Source organism: Alicyclobacillus sp. CIJ1 (assembly GCF_057538885.1).
In genome coordinates this window covers 1-20955 of record NZ_BAAJPH010000117.1, presented here as the reverse complement: position 1 = coordinate 20955, position 20955 = coordinate 1, and the positions used below count along the sequence as shown (strand labels likewise).

Genomic DNA, 20955 nt, shown 5'->3' with positions numbered 1-20955 from the left:
TGTGCCAAGCACGTTTTTGGGATTGCAGACGGCCCTCCGCGGGCTCGAGGTGTCCCAGGCCGGCGTGGATACGGTTTCGCACAACGTAGATAACGCCAACACGCCCGGGTATGCGCGGGAAGTCTTGGACATCGGGGAAATGCCCTCGCTGCCGCTCGGCCAGGACGGCAACACGTCGATGGTCGGCCAGGGCGCTCAGGTGATGCAGATTCAGCGCATTCAGAGCGACTTTTTGAACACCCAGTACCGCGCGCAAAACGCCGCGCTGTATCAGGCCAACGTGGTGCAGAGCACGTTGAACCAGGTCTCGGGGATTCTCGACGAGCCGTCGTCGTCCGGGATCTCGGCCGCGCTCTCCCAGTTCTATCAGGCGTGGGATGCGCTCGGCAGCAATCCTTCGGATTTGAGCTCGCGCACCTCTGTCATCGACGCGGCGCAGACACTTGCCCAGGTGCTGAATCAGACGGCGAATCAGCTGAGCCAACTCAAGTCAAACTTGCAAAATTCGCTTCAGACAGCAGTTTCTCAGGTGAACAGTTTGCTCGAGCAGATTGCGAACGTGAGCAACCAGATTGTGAAGTCGCAGCAGATGGGCGAACAGCCGAATGATCTGCTGGATCAGCGGGATGCCCTGCTCAACCAGCTGTCGCAATATACGAGCTTTCAGGTGATGGACACACCCGTGACCCAAGGCGGCGTGACGTACGACCAGTTTTCGCTCAGCTTCACCGGTGCGAACGGGAAACCGGTCACGGTGATTGACGGTACGAAGACAGATTTCTCGAACGCGAATCCGCCGTCGAATCTGGTCAGCCAGTTGGCCATCGCGAGCGATACAGGCGCCGTGAGCATCGTGCCCTGGGGTTCGAGTTCCGCGACTTCTGAGGACTCGGCGCTCAGCGGCCAAGGCGGGGAGATTCAGGGGTATCTCGATTCCATCGCGGATGTACAGACGTACCAGAACGATCTCGACGTCTTCGCCGAGAGCCTGGCGGGGGGCGGGACGTATACCCTGAGCTCGCCATGGACCATCCCGGCTTCGGCCGTGAACAGCCCGCCGTACAACTCCATGTACGTGCAGACCTCGTCCGGTTCGGTGCCTCTGAGCGAGTGGATTCAGTCGCAGAACCTTGCGGAATCGAGCGGCACCTACACCATCCCGAAAGGTACGACGATTCAAACCACGCTCGGAGCGATGACGGTCACGTTGTTGGGACCGCTCGACCTCTTGCCGCAAACGGAAAGCGACTACGGGAACATGGTCATCCAAGTGCCCGGACAGCAGCCGACGACGCTCTCGGCTTATCTTTCCGCCAATCCAGGCACGACGTCTCTACCGGCGGGAACCGTTCTACACGTTGGCGGACTGAACGAGCTTTTAACGCTCGGTTTTTCCGAGAACGGCCAGGGCCAGCCGCTATTCACTTCGGCGGCGACGTCCGGTGGCCAGCCTATCACGGCCGCCAACATCACCGTCAACATCGGCCCCGCGGACTTGGCGGCAGGCACCACGTCGACGACGAATAATTCGGGTAGCACCGTGGCCGTCTCTGGTGACGGTTCATTGGCGACCCTCATCGGCAACATGGCGAATCAGCAGATGCAGTTCCCGAATCCGCTCGGAAACTCGTCGAATGAGACGCTGACGGGATCGCTCAGCAATTACTGGACGGCGGTCATCGGACAGCTGGGTTTGCAGAGCCAACAGGCTAACAACAACGTCAACGTCCAGACCAGCCTGGTGCAACAAATCTCGAATCAGCAGCAGAGCGTGTCCGGCGTCTCGATGGACGAGGAAATGACCAATCTCATCAGCTATCAGCAGGCGTACAACGCATCCGCCGAGATCATCTCCGCCATTAACGCCATGCTGACACAACTGATGCAAAACGTGTGACGGGAGGTGACATCGTGCGCATCACGCAGGGCATGCTCAGCAACCAGGTGCTGTACGACATCGAAAACAACCTGCAGCAGTTGAGCAAGTTGGAGACCGAGGCATCCACGGGCAAACGGATCAACCAGCCTGCGGACGATCCCATCGGCGTCCAGAACGTCATGATCTATCAAATGGAGACGAACTTTGACCAGGAATACCAGCAGAATGCGACCAACGCGCAGTCGCAGCTGAACTTCCTGAGCAGCGTGATGACCGAGGCGCAGAACGTCATGAGCCGCGCGCGCGATCTCGCCGTGGAAGGGGCCAACGCGACGGAGACGACGAGCGACATGCAGGCCCTGGCGTCCGAGGTGGGGCAGCTGTACGACCAGTTGGTGACCATCGGGAACTCGCAGTACAACGGCCAGTATATCTTCAACGGCGCGAACACGGCGACGGCGCCCTACCCTACACAGGCGGCCAACATGTCCCCAGGTGCGGTGAGTGGGAGCCTCGATCCGGCGCAGAGTGTGACGAACTCCGGTCACGTGTACATGGACCTGGGGAATGGAGTGACCCTTCCTATCACCGTAAGCGGGAACCAGTTTTTCGGCGATCAGGGAGCGTCGAATAACGCGTTCTCGGTGCTATCACAGTTGTATAACGCATTGAACAGCGGGGACCACGCGCAGGTCGACAACCTTCTAAGTAGCCTTGACGGCGTGATCGACAACATGAACACGGTGCAGGCGAACGTCGGCGCGCTCATCAATCGCGCGGAGCTGATGCAGACGCGCATGACGGATTTATCGAACAGCGTGACCCAGCAACTGTCCAACGTGGACGATGCCGACATGGCGCAGGTGCTGACGAACCTCAATTCGATTTCGGCGGTGGAACAGGCGAGCCTGGAAGTGGGTGCTCAGGCGCTGCCGATGTCACTCGTCAATTTTCTGAAGCCCGGCGCATGAGAGCCTCGCGGCGCATGCAAGATTCTCTCTAATCGTCCGATATAGAAGGTGAACGCTCGTGAGGCTCGCGGGCGAATCCTGAATCGAAGGGTGAGGGTTCCATGTCTGGACTGATCATCGGGCACAACCTCGGCGCCATGAGCGCCCTGTCGGCACTCAACGCCAACTCGAACGCCCTGAACAACGCGTTGGAGCAACTGTCCACGGGCAAGCGAATCAATAGCGCCGCGGACGATGCGTCGGGCTATGCCATCTCGCAAAAAATGCAGGCGCAGATCAATGGTTTGAACCAAGCCTCTCAGAATGCGCAGGATGGTATTTCAATGATTCAGACCGCATCCGGCGCGCTGAACCAGACGCTCAGCATCCTGCAGACGATGCGGCAGCTGGCCGTCGAGGCGTCGAACAGCACGACCACGCAGTCGGATCGGCAGGATCTGCAAGCAGAGTTCAATCAGCTGGCGGATCAGATTAACAATATTGCAAACACAACGCAGTATAACACGCAGAATTTGCTGGACGGGAGTTTGTCGGGAGAGTCGGCAAACATCACGCAAAAAGGAACCGTGCTCACGAACGCGAGCATTTCGTCCGTGTTTGGTCTAACGCAGGGTGCAACTTATACAATTAAAGTCACGCAAGGTACGAATGGCGCGCCTGACCAAGCTCAATTGGTCGATTCGTCGGGCAACGTGATCGCGAGCGGAAATATTACCTCTGGCGGCACAGTCGTACTCGCGAGCAACAATGCGAATGCCGGAAATACTCAAGGTATCGTTTTGAATGCAGGCAGCTATACATGGGGATCATCTACGTCGGATCAGATTCAGTTTACCGTTCAGCAAGGCAATAGCATTACCTTGCAAATTGGTGCGAACACCACCCAAACCATCAACGTGGGTATTAACGGGATGAGTGCTGCTGCGCTCGGCATTACCGGCCAGGCTGGAGCGAGTGCCGGCGGCGGAGCTCAATTCTCGGCATCAGACAACGTGAACAATGGCACGAACGGGCCAAACACGGAGGCTGCACTCGATATTAGCAGCAACGTGGCTTACGCAGACGCCGCGATTCAGGTGATCGATAACGCCATTCAAACCGTTTCGACTGTGCAAGCGAACCTGGGTGCTGTGCAAAATCGTCTCCAGACGACAATTAGCAACCTGAACAACGCATCTCAAAACCTCACCACGGCTCAATCCGGGATCACCGACGCCGATATGGCTTCGGAGATGGCGCAGTTCACGCAAGACAGTGTGCTGCAACAGGCGGCCGTCGCCATGCTCGCGCAGGCGAACCAACAGCCGCAGCTCGTGCTCAAGCTGCTCGGCTGAGTACTTCGCGGAACGGGGATGGAGTTAGTTCCATCCCCGCCCGAACTAGGAGAAAGGTGGTAAGCGCATGACCTACGTCGGGTCCTTGATGGGCGGATCCTCCGGCAATTCCTCGAGCTCGAGCAGTGCCCTGAGCTTCACGCCCGGCACGGGCATCTCAGGCTTGGCCTCGGGCATCAACACGGACGCCATCGTCCAGGGCTACATGCAGATGGCGTACGAACCGCTCATTCAGCTTTTGCAACAACGACAAATTACTCTGTGGAAACAGGAAAGTTACCAGCGCGTCAACAACACGCTGGCGGACTTACAGAGCAATTTGTCGTCGTTACAACTGCAGTCCACCTTTCTCCAAAACACGACGACCTCGTCCAACAGCGCGTTCGTATCTGCGTCGGCGAATACGCTGTCGCCGAACGGCTCGTACAGCGTCACCGTGCAACAGCTCGCGTCCGGAGCCACGCTGGCGTCGACTTCTACGTTGTCTACGGATCCCAACTACGCCAACACGCCCATCAACCAGCTTTCGCCGAATCCGCTTGGACTAACATCTTCCAGCACGACGCCGTTGACCTTCACCTTGAACGGGCAGACGTTCACGGTAAATCCGGCGACGGACACCATCAATTCCATCCTGCAGGAGATCTCGTCGAACACGGCGGCGGGTGTGTCCGGCTTTTACGATGCCAACACAGGTCGCGTAGTGCTGCAGACCACGTCCACCGGCAGCGGTGCACTGATTGAGGTTTCGAACGATTCGAGCGGCATTTTCTCGAAGTTGTTCGGTCTACAAGCAGTCGGACCTATGACGCTCAATCCTACCATGTCGCCGTCCGGCGGGATCGCGGGCGGCATCGTCAACATCAACGGCGTGACCTTATCGTTCGCGCAAGGCGAGTCGTTGCAAACGGTGGCGGCGCAGATCACGGCGCAGTCGGCGAAGACGGGGGTGACGGCGACCTACAATGGATCCACGCTCACCCTGTCCGGCGCCGAGACGGCGAGTCAGACGCTGAACGTCACGCAAATGCCGAACGCCGGTGATGTCCTCACCATCGCGGGGACACCAATCACGTTTTACAACAGCGCGCAAGGTCAAAGTGCGCCTTCGAGCGGCATTGGCATCGATTTGAGCACGGCCAATACGCCTGCCGCTGTCGCTTCTGCCATCGCGAACGCGGTCAACAGCAACTCTTCCTTGTCGTCGTTGATGACCGCGACCGTAGCGCCGAACGGGACACAGGTGATTTTAAACGCCAACACCACGGGCAGTGCGGGCAATTTCACGACCTCGTACCAGCCGGTCAATGGGGGCGTCACCGTCGCGCCGGAGACGCTCGGAACGTCGTCGACGCCGACCACAGACACCATTACGTTCAATAGCCTGCCGAGCGCCGGAGATATTTTGTACGTCGCGGGCCAGGAGATCGAGTTTTACGATAGCAGTCAAGGTCCCGCGCCGACGGGTTCCAACATCACCGCGATCGATATTCATGGCCAAACGACGTCCTCCATCGCGTCAGCGGTGGCGAATGCCTTGACGGGCGCGACGGGTACGGCGAACGGCAATCAGCTCACCATCACCGCGAAGTCCAATGGCGCCACGTCGCTCGTCGTCGACTACGTGTACGCCAATGCGCCCATCACGGGGACAGGAGTGACGAATGCCGCCAACATCACACTGTACTCGGGGATCAGTGTCACAGATCCAACCAACTATCAGGATCAGTCGACGGTGTTGGGCGTCCCGAGCTCATACGCGAGCAGTGCACAGGCCGCAGGGCTCGCACTCGCCCAGAACGCGTACTACACCATCAACGGTTACGCGTCGTCGTCGCCGACCAACCAGGTGACGTTCAACAACACCACGTTCTCGCTGAACGGCGTGACCTCCACGCCGGTAAATGTGACGGTTTCGACGAACGTCAACGCCATCGTGCAGGCTATCACCAACTTCGTGCAGCAGTACAACGAGACACTGCAATACATGCAAATCCAGTACAACACCATCCGCAACTACGACTATCTGCCCTTGACCGCGGCGCAGGCGCAGCAGATGACATCCGAGCAAGTGACAGAGTGGATGCAAAAGGCGCAAGCCGGCATGCTCGAGAACGATCCGCTGCTCGGCTCGGTCATGAATAACCTGAAAAACGTCATTTCCACTGTCCTGCCGTCGCAGGGGACGGCCAACATCAACGGCGTGCAGACCGACATCAACTCGCTCGCCTCCATCGGAATCACGCCCATTGATCCGTTGACCGGCCCTTCCAGCGGCGCCATCGCGCCGGGTGTAACGACGACGGGCTGGAATACGTATGGGCTGTTGCAGATCAACACCGCGCAGCTGCAAGCGGCGGTTGAAGCCAATCCCCAGGCCGTGATGAACCTGTTCACGGGGACGGGATCGAGCTCAGCCAGTAACTCGAGTACTTCTGGCGTGAATCCCACGGAGGGCATCGCCAAGCAGCTCTATACCGTGGTGACGAACAGCATCAGCATGATCCGCCAACAGGCGGGTACGGGCGATACCTACGATCCGACCGCGCCTTCCAACAGCACGTCGTCCAACAGCTCGTCTTCGACGAGCTCGTCGCCTCTCTTGGCGTACACCTTGATCGATCCGACCGCAGACCTGTCCACGCTGTTCAGCCAGGACGCGTACAATACGAGCTTCTTGGGACAGCAGGTCGTGACCATGGACCAGCAAGCGCTGGCGATGGATCAACAGCTTCAGCAGTTGCAACAGCGGTACGAGCAAGAGTTCGCCAATATGGAGTCGCAGATTGCCACCATCAATGCGCAGTCCGCGTATATCAGCTCGATGATGGCGGGCGGCTCGAGCTCCGGAGGATGAGAAAAGGCGGGGATGAGGCATGGACGGCGGCATGGACTTGGGGCGCGTGCTCGAGCTGGGGGAACAGATTCTGCGGTATTTTCGCGAAGTCCCGGAAAATGCGCGGGACGCCGATGAGCTTCGCGCGATGCTGGACGCACGAAGTGCCGCGTTTGACGCTTGGAAGGCATCTGCGCCCGCTGCGCGTCCGGCCCCGTTCCACGACGAGCGCTTGCGCGAGATCCTGCGACAGAATGACGAGATTGCCCGCCTGCTCGCTGAACATCGGCGGGATATTCAGCGGCGGATGGAGCGCGTAGCGGCGACGCGGCGACTCATTCAGTCCACCCTTTGGTTTAGGCGCGAGCCGAGACATCTCGATATACGGGGGTAGGGGGGATTTCTATGCAGTCTTATCAGCGCGCGGCCTCAATGTACAAAGGGACGGCCGTTCAGACCAAGCGAGAGCGGCTTGTGGTGATGCTATACGATGGATGGCTTTCGGCGCTGCAAATTGCGCGCAAGGCTATCGAAGACGGCGATCACGAGCTGGCGCATCGCCAACTCGTGAAGGCGCAGAACATCGTGCAAGTGCTTCACGACACGCTCGACATGCAGTACGAGATCTCCCACAACCTGAAGAGCCTGTACGAGTTCTTTTTGCGCCAACTGGTGGAGGCGAACGTACACAAGAGCGTGGAACCCATTGACGTACAGTACCCGATGGTCAAGGGGCTGCGGGACGCATGGGACCAAGCGTTGAAACAACTCGAGACTCCTTCCTCCGACGCGTAACCGCGGGGCGCAGAGGAAGTTGAAAGAAAAGGAGGGAGTTGAGATGGAGGTTTTCGACGCAACCTCGGCTCGTGCTGTCTGGCCTGTCCAACAGGCGCCTCACGCCCAACCGACAACCGGACAGGGGCCTGCTGTTACGTCCGAAGCATCAGGGCGCGCGACCCATTCGGCGGATCGGGCGAACGGTGAGCGCGGGGCTTCGGCCGCGCCTGCCGCTGGGCACGACAGTTGGGATGTTCAGATCGATCACGACGAACCTACCAACCAAATTTGGATCAATATCGTGGATCAGGCGACGGGGCAGGTCATCATGAAGATCCCGCCCGAGGCGCTGCGTGAGGCCCAGCTGCAGTTGCGCGTGTCCGGGTCTGTCACCAACCTGCGTGCTTGAAGTGTGAGAAAACACCACAGAATTTCAACTCTCTTTCGGGGCAATCGCGTTATAATGGATGCACCCACGAAGGAGGGGTTGTCGATGAAGGCACAGGTTCATGGCGACAACATCGCCGTCACAGCCGCACTGCAAGAGTACGTCGACAAAAAGATCGCGCGCCTCACTCGCTACTTTGATCGAGAGGCGGACAAGCAAATCTACGTCACCATGGCTGTCGAGGGCTTGGATCACCGCGTGGAGATGACCGTGTTCGTCAACGGCGTGATTTTCCGGGCGGAAGAAAAATCGCCGGACATGTACGCATCCATCGACTTGGCGACGGATAAGCTGGAAGAGCAAATTCATCGGTATAAAGAAAAACTGAACCGGAGGTTTCGCGCGCGCGGGCCGCGTCCCCAGCTGAAAGCGGCCGATCGCGACGCCGTGGCGGAAACGGACGACGAGATCAAGGTCGTGCGGGTCAAGCGGTTCCCCATCAAGCCGATGGACGTCGAGGAAGCCGTCCTGCAGATGGAGCTGCTTGGGCACGACTTTTTTGTCTTCATGAACGCCGAGACCGAAGAAGTAAACGTCGTGTACCGCCGCAGGAGCGGCGACTACGGGCTCATTGAGCCGCAGATCTGACGACCGCAGGGGCGCTGTGCGCGTTAGCGCCCCTTTTCCTCCAGATAGGTCCCTCCGCTTGCCATTTCCAATCTCTATATTGTCCCGGCCCCTTCCGTGCGGTACAATAAATCGTTAGAAGTTCACCGCATATGGGGGTGTAACCGTTCGGTGGGACTCCTCAAACAGGTCTTCAACTCGAACGAACGTGAAATTGCCCGATTGCGCCGCATGGTGGATCGGATCAATGCATTAGAACCTGAATTTGAAAAGATGTCGGACGACGAGCTGCGCTCGATGACGGCCAAATTCCGCGAGCGGCTCGCGAACGGCGAAAAGTTGGACAATCTGCTGTTTGAAGCGTTTGCCGTCGTGCGCGAGGCCGCGAAGCGCGTGCTCGGCCAGCGCCACTTCGACGTGCAGCTCATGGGCGGCATCGTTCTGCACGAGGGCCGCGTGGCCGAGATGAAGACGGGCGAAGGCAAGACGCTCGTCGCGACGCTGCCCGCGTATCTGAACGCGCTCACCGGCGAAGGCGTGCACGTGGTCACGGTCAACGACTACCTGGCGAAGCGCGACGCCGAGTACACGGGCAAGGTGCATCGGTTCCTGGGCCTCACGGTCGGCTACAACGGTCCCGACATGACGCCTGCGCAGAAGCGCGAGGCGTACCGCGCAGACATCACGTACGGAACCAACAACGAGTTTGGCTTCGACTACCTGCGCGACAACATGGTGATGTCCCTCGAGGACATGGTCCAGCGCAAATTGCACTACGCCATCGTGGACGAGGTGGACTCCATCCTCATCGACGAGGCGAGGACGCCGCTCATCATCTCGGGACCGGCTGAAAAGTCGGCCGATTTGTATTTTCGCGCGGATATGCTGGTGCGTCGCCTGAAGCCGGGCGAAGATTACGAGGTTGACGAGAAGATGCGCACCGCCAACCTGACCGAGTCGGGCGTGAAGAAGGCGGAGCAATTTTTCCGCGTAGACAATCTGTTTGATCCGGAAAACGTCACCTTGATGCACCACATCACGCAGGCGCTGAAGGCGCACGGCCTCATGAAGCGCGACAAGGATTACGTCGTGATCGGCGACGAGGTGCACATCGTCGACGAGTTCACGGGCCGCATCCTGCATGGGCGCCGGTACAGCGAGGGCCTGCATCAGGCCATCGAGGCGAAGGAAGGTGTCAAGGTCCAGAACGAATCGAAGACGCTCGCGACCATCACCCTCCAGAACTACTTCCGCATGTACGAGAAGCTGGCCGGCATGACGGGCACCGCGAAGACGGAGGAGAAGGAGTTCATCGAGATCTACGGCATGGACGTGGTGGTCATTCCGACCAACCGCCCGATGATCCGCGTCGATCTCGACGACGTCGTGTACAAGACAGAGCGAGCCAAGTTCCGCGCGGTGGTCGAAGAGGTGGCGCGCCGACACGCCAAGGGGCAACCGGTGCTCGTCGGCACCACGTCCATCGAGAAGTCGGAGATCCTTTCGCGCATGCTGCACGAGCGCGGCATCCCACACCAGGTGCTGAACGCGAAGCACCACGAGCGCGAGGCGGAGATTGTGGCGCTCGCCGGTCAGCGCGGCATGGTGACTATTGCCACCAACATGGCGGGCCGCGGTACGGACATCATCCTCGGCGAGGGTGTGGCGGAGCTCGGCGGCCTGCACATCATCGGCACCGAGCGGCACGAGAGCCGGCGGATCGACAACCAGCTGCGCGGTCGCGCGGGGCGCCAGGGGGATCCGGGATCGTCCCAGTTCTTCCTCTCGCTCGAGGATGATCTGCTGCGCCTGTTCGGATCGGACAACATCAAGCGGCTCATGGATCGGCTGGGCCTCGACGAGGATCAGCCCATCGAGCAAAAGATGTTGACCAACGCCATCGAGCGGGCGCAGAAGAAGGTCGAGGGCAACAACTACGATCTCCGGAAGCACGTGCTCCGCTACGACGACGTGCTGAACAAGCAGCGCGAGGTCATCTACCGGCAGCGCCGCCAGATCCTCGAGCGCGAGGATCTGCGCAGCATCGTGGAGGGCATGCTCGAGGATCTGATTGATCACATGCTCGAGGTGTACTGCTCCGAGGAGCAGGTGCCGGAGGACTGGGACCTGCAGGCGCTCATCCAGTACGCGGAGCACCATTTCCTGCACCCGGGCCAGGTGACGGTGGAAGAGTTGCGCAAGTTGGATCGGGACGAGATCAAGGCGCGGCTCCTCGAGCTCGGGAAACAGAATTACGACAAGCGCCGCGAGGAGCTCGGCGACATCATGCACCAGCTCGAGCGGCTCGTGCTGCTGCGCGCGGTCGACTCCAAGTGGATGGATCACATCGACGCGATGGATCAGTTCCGCCAGAGCGTGCACCTGCGCTCGTACGGCCAGGCGGATCCGCTCGTCATCTACCAAAAAGAGGGCTTCGAGATGTTCGAGGCGATGATCCACTCCATCGAGGAAGAGGTCATCCTGTACGTGTTCAAGGCGAACGTCCAGGCCGTCCCGCAGCAGCCGGTCGCGCACGGTGCCGTGCCGGTGCAGGGCGGCTGATGGCGACGCCGTCCACAGGTGTCATCCCGCGTGCGAGGGCGCAGCGGCGGCTGCGCCTTTGACGCGATGGTGCCGGCGGGCCCATGGGTCCCCGGTCGCCCAACCTACGCACGCGGCGGCCGTCCGTTTGATACAATAACGACCGAAACACCGCAGGGAGTGATGAGCTACATGGCAGAGACGTACGGCGAGCTTCGCCAGGAACTGAAGAGCATGGCCACCAGGTTGGCGGACTTCGGGAGGTCTCTTTGACGTCGCGGGCAAAGAGCACCGCATCGCGACGCTCGAGGCGCTGATGGCCGCGCCCGACTTCTGGGACAATCCCGACCGCGCCCAGAAGATCATCGCGGAGATGAACGGCGTGAAGTCGGTCGTCGACACGATGAAGCGGCTCGAGTCGCTTCATCAGGACGCCGAGGTGGCGCTGCAGCTCGCGCAGGAGGAGGACGATCCCGACCTGTTCGCCGAGGCCAACCGGCTGGCGGAACAGTTGAAGTCCGAGATGGACGAGTTCGAGCTGCAGCTCATGCTGTCGGGCGAGTACGACAAGAACAACGCCATTCTGGAGCTGCACCCCGGCGCGGGCGGCACCGAGTCGCAGGACTGGGCCTCGATGCTCCTGCGCATGTACACGCGCTGGGCGGAGGATCACGGCTACAAGGTCGAGGTGCTCGACTACCTGCCCGGCGAAGAGGCGGGCATCAAGAGCGTCACGCTCCTCGTCAAGGGCCACAACGCGTACGGGTATCTCAAGGCGGAGAAGGGCGTGCACCGGTTGGTCCGCATCTCTCCGTTTGATGCGTCGGGGCGACGGCACACCTCGTTTGCGTCGGTGGACGTCATTCCTGAAATTGCCGAGGACGACGACTCCATCGAGATCCGGCCGGAGGAGCTGCGCATCGACACGTACCGGTCCACCGGCGCCGGCGGCCAGCACGTGAACACCACCGACTCCGCGGTGCGCATCACGCACATTCCCACCGGGATTGTCGTCACGTGCCAGAGCGAGCGGTCCCAGATCCAGAACCGCGCCCGCGCGATGGAGATCCTGAAATCGCGCCTCGCGGCCAAGCGCCGGGAGGAGCGGGAGCAGGAGCTTGCGCAGCTGCGCGGCGAGCAAAAGGAAATCGCCTGGGGCAGCCAGATCCGTTCCTACGTGTTCCACCCGTATTCGCTCGTCAAGGATCACCGGACGAATTACGAGACGTCGAACACGCAGGCGGTCATGGATGGCGAGATCGATCCCTTCATTCACGCGTACCTGCGCTGGCAGCTCGCGCGCGAACAGCAGCGCGAGAACGAGGCCGTGCGGGACGCGACATAACATCGCGCAAAAGATCGAAGACTACGGCCGAGTGGGCATCCGCTCGGCCTCTGTATGTCTGTGACGACTTTGTGTAGAATGGAAGCGGACTGATATACAAAGAGGAGATGGAGTGCTATGGGAGTGGAGAGCCAGGTCAACACCCGCAGGCAGGTGCCGCCGCACGTCTTCGTGCTGTTCGGCGCAACGGGCGATCTCGCCCACCGCAAGCTGTTCCCTGCCCTGTATCAGCTCGAGAAGAAGGGGCTGTTGCCGGACGGGATGAGCATCGTCGGCACCGCGCGCCGCAGTTACACGGACGACTCGTTCCGCGACGAGGTGCGCAAGGCGCTCGATTCGTTCGTCAAGGAGGGCGTCGAGGAGGAGGTCTGGTCGCGCCTCGCGCCGCGCATTCACTACATCGCGGGCAACGTCGACAACGAGGACGACTTCCGGAAGCTCGCCGATTTCGTGGCCGAGATCGAGAAAGAGAAAGACCACGGCGGGAATCGGCTGTTCTACCTCTCGATGGCGCCGCGCTTCTTCGGCGAGACGGCGCTCAACCTGAAGAAGGCAGGGCTCGCCGACACGAAGGGCTGGCGTCGGCTCATCATCGAGAAGCCGTTCGGCCACGACTACCAGTCCGCGGCGGAGCTCAACCAAGAGCTGTCGACCGCGTTTTCGGAAGACGAGATTTTCCGCATCGATCACTACCTCGGCAAGGAGATGGTGCAGAACATCGAGGTGATCCGCTTCGCTAACTCGATGTTCGGCCCGCTTTGGGACAACCGTTCCATCGCCTGCGTCCAGATCACGTCGAGCGAGACGGTGGGCGTCGAGGACCGGGCGTCGTACTACGAGACTGCCGGGGCGCTGCGCGACATGGTCCAGAACCACATGCTGCAGATGGTGATGATGGTCGCCATGGAGCCGCCGAGCCGCCTGCACACGGAGGCCATCCGCGACGAGAAGGTGAAGGTGCTGCGGTCGCTTCGCGCCTACCGCGAGGACGAGGTCGGGCAGTACGTCGTGCGCGGCCAGTACGCCGCGGGCGAGATCGACGGCAAGCCTGTGCCGGGCTATCGCGAGGAGCCGGGCGTGGCGCCGGACTCGAAGACGGAGACCTTTGTCGCGGCGAAGCTCTTTATCGACAACTTCCGCTGGGCGGGCGTGCCCTTCTACATCCGCACAGGCAAGCGGATGCCGAAAAAGTCGACGGAGATTGTCATCCAGTTCCGCAACATGCCGGAGCACCTGTACTTCAACCAGGACGGCAAGCTCGGCCCGAACCTGCTCGTCATCCGTATCAACCCGGTCGAGGGCATGTACCTGCAGCTCAACGTCAAGCGGCCGGGGACGGAGAACGTCGTGGTGCCGGTTGCACTCGAGTTCAGCCAACCCGCCGACAAGTCGCCCGAAGCGTACGAGCGCCTGTTGCACGACGCGATGCACGGCGATTCGACGTTCTTCACGCGTTGGGACGAGGTGGCGCTCGCGTGGAAGTTCGTCGACCCCATTGCCAACGCGTTCGCTGAGGACCGCGTGCCGCTTGATACGTACAAGGCCGGCACGTGGGGCCCGAAGGCTTCGGACGATCTCGTCCAGCCGAATCCGGGCCTGTGGTGGCCGCTCTACGGGAACGAGTCGCCGATGCAGGATCTGGAACGGGCTGTCGGCCACCTCGTGGAGGTGAAGCGGTGATGCCGAAAGTGTACGACGTGAGCATGCTGATCCACGAGGGCATGCAGGTGTACAAGAATAAAGACGAGAAGCGGCCGAAATTTGAAACCACGTCCGACTTCCAAACCGGGTCTGCGCACGAGACCCGGTTGCACTTGGACGCGCACACCGGCACGCACATCGACGCCGAGCTGCACATGGTGCCCGGCGGCAAGACCATCGAGGCCGTCGGACTGGACAAGCTCATCGGCCCGTGCCGCGTGATCGACCTGACCGGCGTGCAGGACGGCATCACGCGCGCCGACCTCGAGCCGCACGCGCCGAAGGCGGGCGAGTTTCTGCTCTTCAAGACGCGCAATTCGTTCGAGGAGACGTTCAACTTCGAGTTCATTTACCTGAAGGAAGACGGCGCCCGCTACCTCGCCGAGATCGGCGTGCGCGGCGTGGGAACGGACGGCCTCGGTGTCGAGCGATCCCAACCGGACCACGCGACGCACGTAGCCCTTCTGTCGAAGGACATCGTGGTGCTCGAGGGGCTGCGGCTGAAGGATGTGCCAGCAGGCACGTACTTCATGATTGCGCTGCCGCTCAAACTTTCCGGGATTGACGCCGCGCCCGCGCGGGTCATTCTCTTCGAGGGGCTTGAGCCTGGGACCCTCACATTCGCCTGACCCGCGGACGGCCTGTACAGGCGACGCGGTAGCTTTGGGCGCCTACGGCGCGCTTCTCCGAACAGTGACAACATGGTCGCCGTGTGATATACTGTGAAGAGAAGCGCAAGGGCCCATAGCTCAGTCGGTCAGAGCGGCCGGCTCATAACCGGTTGGTCCCAGGTTCGAGCCCTGGTGGGCCCACTTATCGTGTGATCAGGAACCGCCGAGATCCCTTGCAAGAAGCGGGATTTCGGCGGTTCCTGATCACGGGCGGTAACAAGAAAGTTACAAGTCTTCGTCATCAACAGAGTCAGCGTTGTTTGTGCGTCTCGAACGCATCATTCGTTGTAGCTTTTCCATCGCCTCGCGTTGTAGTGCGTCCGTCACATGGGCGTAAATGTCTGCCGTAACCGTAATTGAACTGTGCCCTAAACGTTCGCTCACAACTTTGAGATCGACCCCGCTTTCTAGCAACCACGTGGCATGAGTATGTCGCAATCCATGAAAAGAAACGGGTGGTAACCCAAGCTTTTTTCTTGCAATTTGAATCGCGTTGTTAAAGGAGGCAGGTGACGGTGGCGCGGAGTTCGGGAGGCGAACGACAAATGATTCAGGAGTCCACGATTCGCGCTCAATCTCTTGCTGCGATTGTTTCCATCTCCTGAGTTCATCAACTACTTCTCGCGTGACGACAATGCGGCGACGACTTCCAAATGTCTTAGGCGGACCCAAAAAATCTTGCCCTCCTTTTGGCCTGTAGCGAGTGCGTTCTAGTTGTATTAGGCCCGTGTCTAAATCGATGTCTCTCCATTGCAGCCCAGCAATCTCCCCCATGCGCATGCCGGTATGAATGGCCAAGTACGCCGCCATATAACTTGTTGGTCGGTGTTCTCGTAGCCACTCCAAGAGTCGAAAGGCGTCGTTCACAGACAACACAGGTTTGGGAGGTGTTTTACTTTCCGGTGGTTCTACATCTACAAATGGAGATTTATCTAAGTATCCGGCTTTTACCGCAGCAAGCAAGCACGTTTTGAGGATACGGTGTACTCGGTGCACAGTAACCGGCTTCAATCGCTTGCTAAGGTTGCGATACAACGTTTGGATATGCCGTGCTTCAATTTTGGCGATTGGTATCTTGCCGAGTTCGGGGAGTATATATGCCCGTAAAACGTGGTGATAAGTTCGATGTGTCCATGGACGCAGGGATGATGATTTTTCAGCAAACCAGCGAGTTGCCCATTCATGTAAAGTAAGCGATTTGGCATGTGCGACTGGAGTCTCTTCCAATGAACGTAAATGCTCCATCATGGCAGACTTTGCAGCTCGCTCGCTTTTAAAACCCTTGCGAGTCACTTGAGGGTACCTGCCTGTTCGTGGGTCCGCGGGCGTAATGGTAATCGTGTATCCGTACTTTTTTTCGTTAGATTTGGTTGTGTATGAGAACACTCGGCCCGTTGTCACGTGCACAACACCTCAAGACATTTCAGCAATATTCCGTAGTTCGGTCACGCAAAATATGCGCGAGTTCACGGCTGTCCTTTTTCTGCGATGCACTCGCAACTGCGTCAAAGGGAAAAGGGAGTTGAAGATGTTGATCCAGCATGATCAAAAATGTGGCAAACGCATTGGCTTCAAATTCGGCACGATCTTTCTTGGAAGATGTGCTGAATGTATCTATGTGAGTCCCCTTCATCAACTCACCATGCAACACGTCGTGTCCTAACTCGTGTGCACAGACGAAGCGTTGCCAGGATGGAACAATATCCTTGTGAATGAGCACGTAACGTTTGTTGTGCATAGGAACGGGGACATAAAGGCCCCGGACGTTACCAGGAAGAGAAACCTTGCGCCATTCGATTTCACGTAACTCACAAAGAGTATATGGATCACAGGTGTTAAATTGGGAGGTTAATTCCAAGACAGCTCGTTTGATCATCGCGAGTTTGCCCATAGCCAGTCATCCCTCAGAAAGCTCTACGGTCTCTGACCTTTGCGCTTAGCATCCATGAACACAACTGCGAGGATTTGCTTTATTTTGAGTTTGTCTTCGTCAGTTAGCGGCTGTCCCTCAAACATGACTTCAGATTCTTCTAGCCACTGAATCAAGTCTTTCGGCTGATACCACGCATCGAGAGGACCATTGTCCTTCGGATCCGGTGTGTCGCCTACCAAATAGGCTGGAGTGACGTCGAAGATCTGGGCTAAACGGTGCAGTGTTGTGACTCCAGGCAACCGACCTTCCGAGGACTCTAAACGAGCCAAATAGGCCTCGGATATACCGGCTCTATGAGCAACATCCGATAGCGACAGTCCTTTGGATTCGCGAAGACGCTGTAGTCGACGCGACAGCACCTTTGTGTTGTATTCGTACTGTTCTTCGGAATAGCCAGCCGCGCGTAACAATTCATCGAACGGAACTCCTAGTCCAAGCGCCAGTTTTCTCAATGTGTCTGGTCTCGGTACCTCGCGAACATTTCTTTCAAGCCGGGAAATATGAGCTGCGCTGATCCCTGTCTTTTCCGCTAGTTGGTTAATCGACAGTTTTCTCGCGAGGCGCAGAGAACGCAGATATTCACCGAAATTGAGAGCGTCCATCGACTCACCTCCTCGTGCATCTGTATTGTACATGATGTGTTGCCTAATGGCAACATTGAATGCTGATTCTATTGACTTGTGGTTTTCGTCGGTGGTAAAGTGTTGCCAGAAGGAAATGGAGGGAGTTGGGAATGTGGGTGTTAGAGTCAAGGTCTCTCGACTTCAATCGTACTTGTTTGAACAGAATTTGACCCCTCGCGATTTAGCGAATCGTATGGGTGTATCTTACACAACAGTGTATCGAGTTCTTAGCGGCAAGCGAAGACCTGGTAACGACTTTATAGCAAAACTACTTGCTGCGACGGGAAAACAATTCGAAGAGTTCTTTCAGTCTGAACATGGGGAGGCGTCGCAAGGTTTCGATGACCGTGTTTCATCAAGTATTTAAGCCGGACGAGATCCCGCTCCTTTTCGACGCAAAACAACTTGCTTCGTTGCTCGGCGTCTCAGAATCACAAGCCAGAAGGATCATGGCTAGAAAGGATTTCAAAGTAACTAAGATAAGCCCAAGACGTTACAGAATTCGACGAGAAGACTTCCTCGAATGGTTGGAAAGACAGTCTTGGTGAAAAACCCACCCGCCCGCCTTGGGAATGGCGGGGCGAGGACCAGAGGTGGGGAAGGGGGAGCTCACGATTTCCAAAATACAAGCAACAAGCTGAATCTACAATATCTAGGAATATTCCTAAAGGAGGTGATCAACACGGAGTCGATGTGGATCGGACAAGCTCTGCGCATGTTGAGGCGGAAGGCCGGCGTCACGCAGGACTACGTGGCCTACTGTGCAAGGACGACCCAGGCGCAGATCGCCCGAGTGGAGCTTGGTACGCGCCAGCCGACGCTGTGTGTGCTGAGAGGCTACGCGCGGGCGACGGGGGATCCCGAGGCGGTGATGAGGATTTGCGAAGCGGCAATACTGGGGCAGGCGTACGACGACGCAGTGAGCGCGTAGCGTCCTATGGATCCCGGTCGGATGAGGAGTTGCGACGCGGTGGCGTGGGGTCGTCGGTGAGACCTACCATGTAATCCAGCGAGACCCCGAAGAAACGAGCTAGTTCCATGAGTTGGTCAACCGTAGGCTCGCGTTCACCCGCCTCATATCGTTGCCATGAACGCAAAGCAATGCCCAGAAACTCGGCTAGGTCACGCTGTTTTAGATTGCGCTGTGTACGGAGCTCAATCAAACGCTCAGGTAATTTCGACACGAGATACATCAACCGCCTTGACACGACCAAAACGGTCGTAATATACTACGGGTGTACGACCGAAATGGTCGTAAAAATGATGAGGTGACGGTGGTGATGGAACTCAAGCACGTCTTGCAAGAAGCCCGACGAAGGAAAGGTCTGACGCAACAGCAGGTGGCGGACATGCTGGACGTGACCTTGCGGACGTACCAGCGTTACGAGAGCGGCACACGCCGCATGTCGTTGGAGACCGCCGTCTTGCTGTCCGACATCCTCGGCGTCGACGTTCGCGACCTGGCGCAACGCCAGTCGAGAAGTGCATGACCGGACTACGAACCCGGCTCCTGCGACGACGAGCTGCGCTTCGGCGGCGTTGGATCGTCGGTGCGGCCGACGAGGTAGTCCAGGCTGACGTTGAAGAAGTCGGCGAGAGCTATCAACTGGTCAATAGTTGGCTCACGGTCACTACTTTCGTAGAAACGTAGTGCTCGCTCGGTAACACCAAGGTGTGCAGACAGTTCTCGTTGCGACACTCCACTCTCACGCCTGAGATGGCGGAGTCGTTGCCCAAACAACGACATGCAAACATCAATCCTTGACAGGTACAAAACGTACCGGTATACTAAAGGCAAACAGGAACAAAACGTACCGAAGGTGGTGACGGAATCATGCGCGAGCGGCTTCGGCAAGCTCGAATACAACGCGGCATGACGCAGGCCGAAGCGGCCCGCATGCTGGGAATGACGGAACGAGGATACCGTCATCTGGAACACGGAACTCGGAACCCAAGTCACGTCACTGTGCATCGAGTTTACGAAGTGTTCGGCCTCACTTACGAAGACTTGATGTACAACGTACCTTCGAAAACCAGAGTGAGGCGGCGAATCAAGGATCACATTGCCTGAACGCACCTTGACAACTCAATTCGCAAACGGATCGTCGTCCTCCGGCCGAGGGTCCACCCACTGGCCTCTCGGGTAGGGGCGAAACTCCTCCGGAAGATCGCTCCAACGAAGTACCGAGAGCGACCAGCGACGCTCGGTGTCCCGCAGGACAAGCATCGTCGGGCTCACTTCGACGAGCATGGCGGACTCGACGAAGAACGCGCCGCCGTCCAGCGCGATGAGGCCGCCTTCGTCGCGGCGACTGACACGGTGGATGACGGTGTCAAGGACAAGGCTCGATTTTCCGCCCATCATGACGGTCATGCGGACGGGCACCCCGACGAAGCGTTCAATAATTTCGTCGGCGCGGTCGCGGGTTTCGGGCAAGGGGATCACTCCTTAAACGCATCAATGAGCTGAAGGATAGCTTGGCGTTGTTGTGGCGAGAGCTCTTTGAGCCGCGAAAGCAATGGGTCAGATTTCGAGTCGCGTTCATGTGATTCAGCACGAAAAAACTCGGGGATTGAGATGTTCAAGCCTGCACACAGCTTTTCGAGGACGTCGACGGTCGGCATGCGATCCCCGGATTCGATGCGGCTGATGTATGACTGAGTAACGCCTGATAGTTGTGACAAGCGATACATGCTCAAGGAGCGTTCTTCTCGCAACTCCTTCAACCGTCGTCCAACATTCATGGTTCAAGCGACCCCTTGTGGTCTATGCCTTTAGGCAAGTATAGCACAAGCCAGACCACAAAAATTATGACCATAGGTATTGACTACTATGACTAAAGGAATATAATCAGAATCGAAAGGGTGAACGGAGGGATGAACAGGCTGAAAGAAATTCGAGAAAGGAAGGGGCTAAGCACATACGCACTAGCAAAGAAGAGTGGAGTTAGTCAGTCGTACATCTGGAGATTGGAACGGGGACTTCGAAAATCTCCAACAGTTGATGTTTCTCGTAGGTTGGCAATGGCTCTTGATTGTGATGTTGAAGACATATTTCCCAGAGAGGAGCAGCCTCAGTGATCGTCACACACGACATCACCTTCGCAAACGACCTGATTGGAGAGTTCGAAGCGGCGGCGAAGTTCGCAAGCCAATTCGAGAATCCTTGGGGAGTTCAGACGGAGCGCACATTCCAGAGGATGATTCGAGAGTTGAAGGAGGCAACGAACCATGCAGTATGAGGACATCATCTCCAAGTTGTGCGACGCCGACCGGAACGACCCGGATCGCGCGCGATACACGGTGGCGGATCTCGAAGCGTTGTGCCA

General features: G+C 58.3%; 25 protein-coding genes and 1 tRNA gene. 19 read left to right on the top strand and 7 right to left on the bottom strand.

Annotated features, from left to right (window positions below):
• Position 1: 1 nt before the first annotated feature.
• The 13 genes from flgK (at position 2) to AC27E8_RS08875 (ending at position 15211) form a co-directional block, all read left to right on the top strand.
• Entirely contained in the window at positions 2–1897 is a 1896-nt protein-coding gene (gene flgK, locus AC27E8_RS08935) for a flagellar hook-associated protein FlgK (RefSeq protein WP_487099261.1), read from the top strand.
• 14 nt (positions 1898–1911) lie between these two features.
• Positions 1912–2850, top strand: a complete 939-nt coding sequence (gene flgL / locus AC27E8_RS08930) for a flagellar hook-associated protein FlgL (protein ID WP_487099262.1) — start codon at positions 1912–1914, stop codon at positions 2848–2850.
• A gap of 101 nt (positions 2851–2951) precedes the next feature.
• Complete coding sequence (locus AC27E8_RS08925) at positions 2952–4184, top strand: flagellin N-terminal helical domain-containing protein (protein WP_487099263.1); 1233 nt, start codon at positions 2952–2954, stop codon at positions 4182–4184.
• Positions 4185–4251: 67 nt separating this feature from the next.
• Positions 4252–7041, top strand: coding sequence for a flagellar filament capping protein FliD (gene fliD / locus AC27E8_RS08920; RefSeq protein WP_487099264.1), 2790 nt, complete (start codon positions 4252–4254; stop codon positions 7039–7041).
• A gap of 19 nt (positions 7042–7060) precedes the next feature.
• Positions 7061–7414, top strand: a complete 354-nt coding sequence (locus tag AC27E8_RS08915; RefSeq protein ID WP_487099265.1) for a hypothetical protein — start codon at positions 7061–7063, stop codon at positions 7412–7414.
• Between the two features lie 11 nt (positions 7415–7425).
• A complete protein-coding gene (gene fliS, locus AC27E8_RS08910) occupies positions 7426–7815 on the top strand; it encodes a flagellar export chaperone FliS (RefSeq protein ID WP_487099266.1) in 390 nt (129 codons plus the stop codon).
• A gap of 43 nt (positions 7816–7858) precedes the next feature.
• The gene (locus tag AC27E8_RS08905; protein WP_487099267.1) at positions 7859–8206 is read left to right on the top strand and encodes a flagellar protein FlaG; all 348 of its coding nucleotides are present in this window, start codon (positions 7859–7861) and stop codon (positions 8204–8206) included.
• An 84-nt stretch (positions 8207–8290) separates the two neighbouring features.
• Complete coding sequence (gene hpf / locus AC27E8_RS08900) at positions 8291–8833, top strand: ribosome hibernation-promoting factor, HPF/YfiA family (protein WP_008341131.1); 543 nt, start codon at positions 8291–8293, stop codon at positions 8831–8833.
• Between the two features lie 150 nt (positions 8834–8983).
• A complete protein-coding gene (gene secA / locus AC27E8_RS08895) occupies positions 8984–11374 on the top strand; it encodes a preprotein translocase subunit SecA (RefSeq protein ID WP_487099268.1) in 2391 nt (796 codons plus the stop codon).
• A 171-nt stretch (positions 11375–11545) separates the two neighbouring features.
• A protein-coding gene (prfB, locus tag AC27E8_RS08890; protein WP_487099269.1) for a peptide chain release factor 2 occupies positions 11546–12698 on the top strand; the annotation gives its coding sequence in 2 pieces (ribosomal slippage) (positions 11546–11623 and positions 11625–12698; 1152 coding nt in all).
• Between the two features lie 117 nt (positions 12699–12815).
• Positions 12816–14378: a glucose-6-phosphate dehydrogenase gene (zwf, locus tag AC27E8_RS08885; protein WP_487099270.1), complete on the top strand. Its 1563-nt coding sequence runs from the start codon at positions 12816–12818 to the stop codon at positions 14376–14378.
• Positions 14378–15028, top strand: coding sequence for a cyclase family protein (locus tag AC27E8_RS08880; protein ID WP_487099290.1), 651 nt, complete (start codon positions 14378–14380; stop codon positions 15026–15028). Before zwf ends, AC27E8_RS08880 begins: the two co-directional genes overlap by 1 nt.
• A 109-nt stretch (positions 15029–15137) precedes the next feature.
• Positions 15138–15211 (top strand) — tRNA-Ile (locus AC27E8_RS08875).
• Positions 15212–15295: 84 nt separating this feature from the next.
• Here AC27E8_RS08875 and AC27E8_RS08870 read toward each other — a convergent pair.
• From AC27E8_RS08870 to AC27E8_RS08860, 3 genes are all read right to left on the bottom strand, one after another.
• Complete coding sequence (locus AC27E8_RS08870) at positions 15296–16363, bottom strand: tyrosine-type recombinase/integrase (protein WP_487099271.1); 1068 nt, start codon at positions 16361–16363, stop codon at positions 15296–15298.
• 130 nt (positions 16364–16493) lie between these two features.
• Positions 16494–16961 carry an ImmA/IrrE family metallo-endopeptidase gene (locus AC27E8_RS08865; protein ID WP_487099272.1) on the bottom strand — a complete coding sequence of 156 codons (468 nt, stop codon included), beginning with the start codon at positions 16959–16961 and terminating at the stop codon, positions 16494–16496.
• Positions 16962–16984: 23 nt separating this feature from the next.
• Complete coding sequence (locus AC27E8_RS08860; protein ID WP_487099273.1) at positions 16985–17605, bottom strand: helix-turn-helix domain-containing protein; 621 nt, start codon at positions 17603–17605, stop codon at positions 16985–16987.
• Here AC27E8_RS08860 and AC27E8_RS08855 point away from each other — a divergent pair.
• The 3 genes from AC27E8_RS08855 (at position 17592) to AC27E8_RS08845 (ending at position 18557) form a co-directional block, all read left to right on the top strand.
• Positions 17592–17993: a helix-turn-helix domain-containing protein gene (locus tag AC27E8_RS08855; RefSeq protein WP_487099274.1), complete on the top strand. Its 402-nt coding sequence runs from the start codon at positions 17592–17594 to the stop codon at positions 17991–17993. The two genes, AC27E8_RS08860 and AC27E8_RS08855, sit on opposite strands and share 14 nt — an antisense overlap.
• Positions 17944–18174, top strand: coding sequence for a helix-turn-helix domain-containing protein (locus AC27E8_RS08850; RefSeq protein ID WP_487111457.1), 231 nt, complete (start codon positions 17944–17946; stop codon positions 18172–18174). The genes AC27E8_RS08855 and AC27E8_RS08850 overlap by 50 nt, the downstream gene beginning before the upstream one ends.
• Positions 18175–18317: 143 nt before the next feature.
• Positions 18318–18557 carry a helix-turn-helix domain-containing protein gene (locus tag AC27E8_RS08845; protein ID WP_487099276.1) on the top strand — a complete coding sequence of 80 codons (240 nt, stop codon included), beginning with the start codon at positions 18318–18320 and terminating at the stop codon, positions 18555–18557.
• A gap of 4 nt (positions 18558–18561) precedes the next feature.
• Here the strand turns inward: AC27E8_RS08845 and AC27E8_RS08840 are convergent, their stop codons facing one another.
• A complete protein-coding gene (locus tag AC27E8_RS08840; protein WP_487099291.1) occupies positions 18562–18819 on the bottom strand; it encodes a helix-turn-helix domain-containing protein in 258 nt (85 codons plus the stop codon).
• An 87-nt stretch (positions 18820–18906) separates the two neighbouring features.
• Here AC27E8_RS08840 and AC27E8_RS08835 point away from each other — a divergent pair, with 87 nt between their 5' ends.
• Positions 18907–19116, top strand: coding sequence for a helix-turn-helix transcriptional regulator (locus AC27E8_RS08835; RefSeq protein ID WP_487099292.1), 210 nt, complete (start codon positions 18907–18909; stop codon positions 19114–19116).
• Positions 19117–19121: 5 nt separating this feature from the next.
• Here AC27E8_RS08835 and AC27E8_RS08830 read toward each other — a convergent pair whose 3' ends face one another.
• Positions 19122–19373, bottom strand: a complete 252-nt coding sequence (locus AC27E8_RS08830; RefSeq protein ID WP_487111455.1) for a helix-turn-helix domain-containing protein — start codon at positions 19371–19373, stop codon at positions 19122–19124.
• A gap of 87 nt (positions 19374–19460) precedes the next feature.
• On the opposite strand from AC27E8_RS08830, the gene AC27E8_RS08825 reads away from it, so the two are divergent.
• Complete coding sequence (locus tag AC27E8_RS08825; RefSeq protein WP_487099278.1) at positions 19461–19697, top strand: helix-turn-helix transcriptional regulator; 237 nt, start codon at positions 19461–19463, stop codon at positions 19695–19697.
• A 15-nt stretch (positions 19698–19712) separates the two neighbouring features.
• On the opposite strand, the gene AC27E8_RS08820 is transcribed toward AC27E8_RS08825, so the two are convergent.
• Both AC27E8_RS08820 and AC27E8_RS08815 read right to left on the bottom strand, forming a co-directional pair.
• Entirely contained in the window at positions 19713–20072 is a 360-nt protein-coding gene (locus AC27E8_RS08820; RefSeq protein WP_487099279.1) for a hypothetical protein, read from the bottom strand.
• On the bottom strand, positions 20069–20371 hold the full coding sequence (locus AC27E8_RS08815) for a helix-turn-helix domain-containing protein (RefSeq protein WP_487099280.1): 303 nt from the start codon (positions 20369–20371) through the stop codon (positions 20069–20071). The genes AC27E8_RS08820 and AC27E8_RS08815 overlap by 4 nt, the downstream gene beginning before the upstream one ends.
• A 132-nt stretch (positions 20372–20503) precedes the next feature.
• On the opposite strand from AC27E8_RS08815, the gene AC27E8_RS08810 reads away from it, so the two are divergent.
• A complete protein-coding gene (locus tag AC27E8_RS08810; protein ID WP_487099281.1) occupies positions 20504–20707 on the top strand; it encodes a helix-turn-helix transcriptional regulator in 204 nt (67 codons plus the stop codon).
• Positions 20708–20955 lie beyond the last annotated feature (248 nt).

Coding starts and splice junctions, on each gene's coding strand:
- AC27E8_RS08925 (WP_487099263.1), top strand. CDS start 2,952: ATGTCTGGACTGATCATCGGGCACAACCTCGGCGCCATGAGCGCCCTG.
- fliD (WP_487099264.1), top strand. CDS start 4,252: ATGACCTACGTCGGGTCCTTGATGGGCGGATCCTCCGGCAATTCCTCG.
- AC27E8_RS08915 (WP_487099265.1), top strand. CDS start 7,061: ATGGACGGCGGCATGGACTTGGGGCGCGTGCTCGAGCTGGGGGAACAG.
- fliS (WP_487099266.1), top strand. CDS start 7,426: ATGCAGTCTTATCAGCGCGCGGCCTCAATGTACAAAGGGACGGCCGTT.
- AC27E8_RS08905 (WP_487099267.1), top strand. CDS start 7,859: ATGGAGGTTTTCGACGCAACCTCGGCTCGTGCTGTCTGGCCTGTCCAA.
- hpf (WP_008341131.1), top strand. CDS start 8,291: ATGAAGGCACAGGTTCATGGCGACAACATCGCCGTCACAGCCGCACTG.
- zwf (WP_487099270.1), top strand. CDS start 12,816: ATGGGAGTGGAGAGCCAGGTCAACACCCGCAGGCAGGTGCCGCCGCAC.
- AC27E8_RS08880 (WP_487099290.1), top strand. CDS start 14,378: ATGCCGAAAGTGTACGACGTGAGCATGCTGATCCACGAGGGCATGCAG.
- AC27E8_RS08865 (WP_487099272.1), bottom strand. CDS start 16,961: ATGGGCAAACTCGCGATGATCAAACGAGCTGTCTTGGAATTAACCTCC.
- AC27E8_RS08860 (WP_487099273.1), bottom strand. CDS start 17,605: ATGGACGCTCTCAATTTCGGTGAATATCTGCGTTCTCTGCGCCTCGCG.
- AC27E8_RS08850 (WP_487111457.1), top strand. CDS start 17,944: ATGGGGAGGCGTCGCAAGGTTTCGATGACCGTGTTTCATCAAGTATTT.
- AC27E8_RS08845 (WP_487099276.1), top strand. CDS start 18,318: ATGTGGATCGGACAAGCTCTGCGCATGTTGAGGCGGAAGGCCGGCGTC.
- AC27E8_RS08840 (WP_487099291.1), bottom strand. CDS start 18,819: ATGTATCTCGTGTCGAAATTACCTGAGCGTTTGATTGAGCTCCGTACA.
- AC27E8_RS08835 (WP_487099292.1), top strand. CDS start 18,907: ATGGAACTCAAGCACGTCTTGCAAGAAGCCCGACGAAGGAAAGGTCTG.
- AC27E8_RS08830 (WP_487111455.1), bottom strand. CDS start 19,373: ATGTCGTTGTTTGGGCAACGACTCCGCCATCTCAGGCGTGAGAGTGGA.
- AC27E8_RS08825 (WP_487099278.1), top strand. CDS start 19,461: ATGCGCGAGCGGCTTCGGCAAGCTCGAATACAACGCGGCATGACGCAG.
- AC27E8_RS08815 (WP_487099280.1), bottom strand. CDS start 20,371: ATGAATGTTGGACGACGGTTGAAGGAGTTGCGAGAAGAACGCTCCTTG.
- AC27E8_RS08810 (WP_487099281.1), top strand. CDS start 20,504: ATGAACAGGCTGAAAGAAATTCGAGAAAGGAAGGGGCTAAGCACATAC.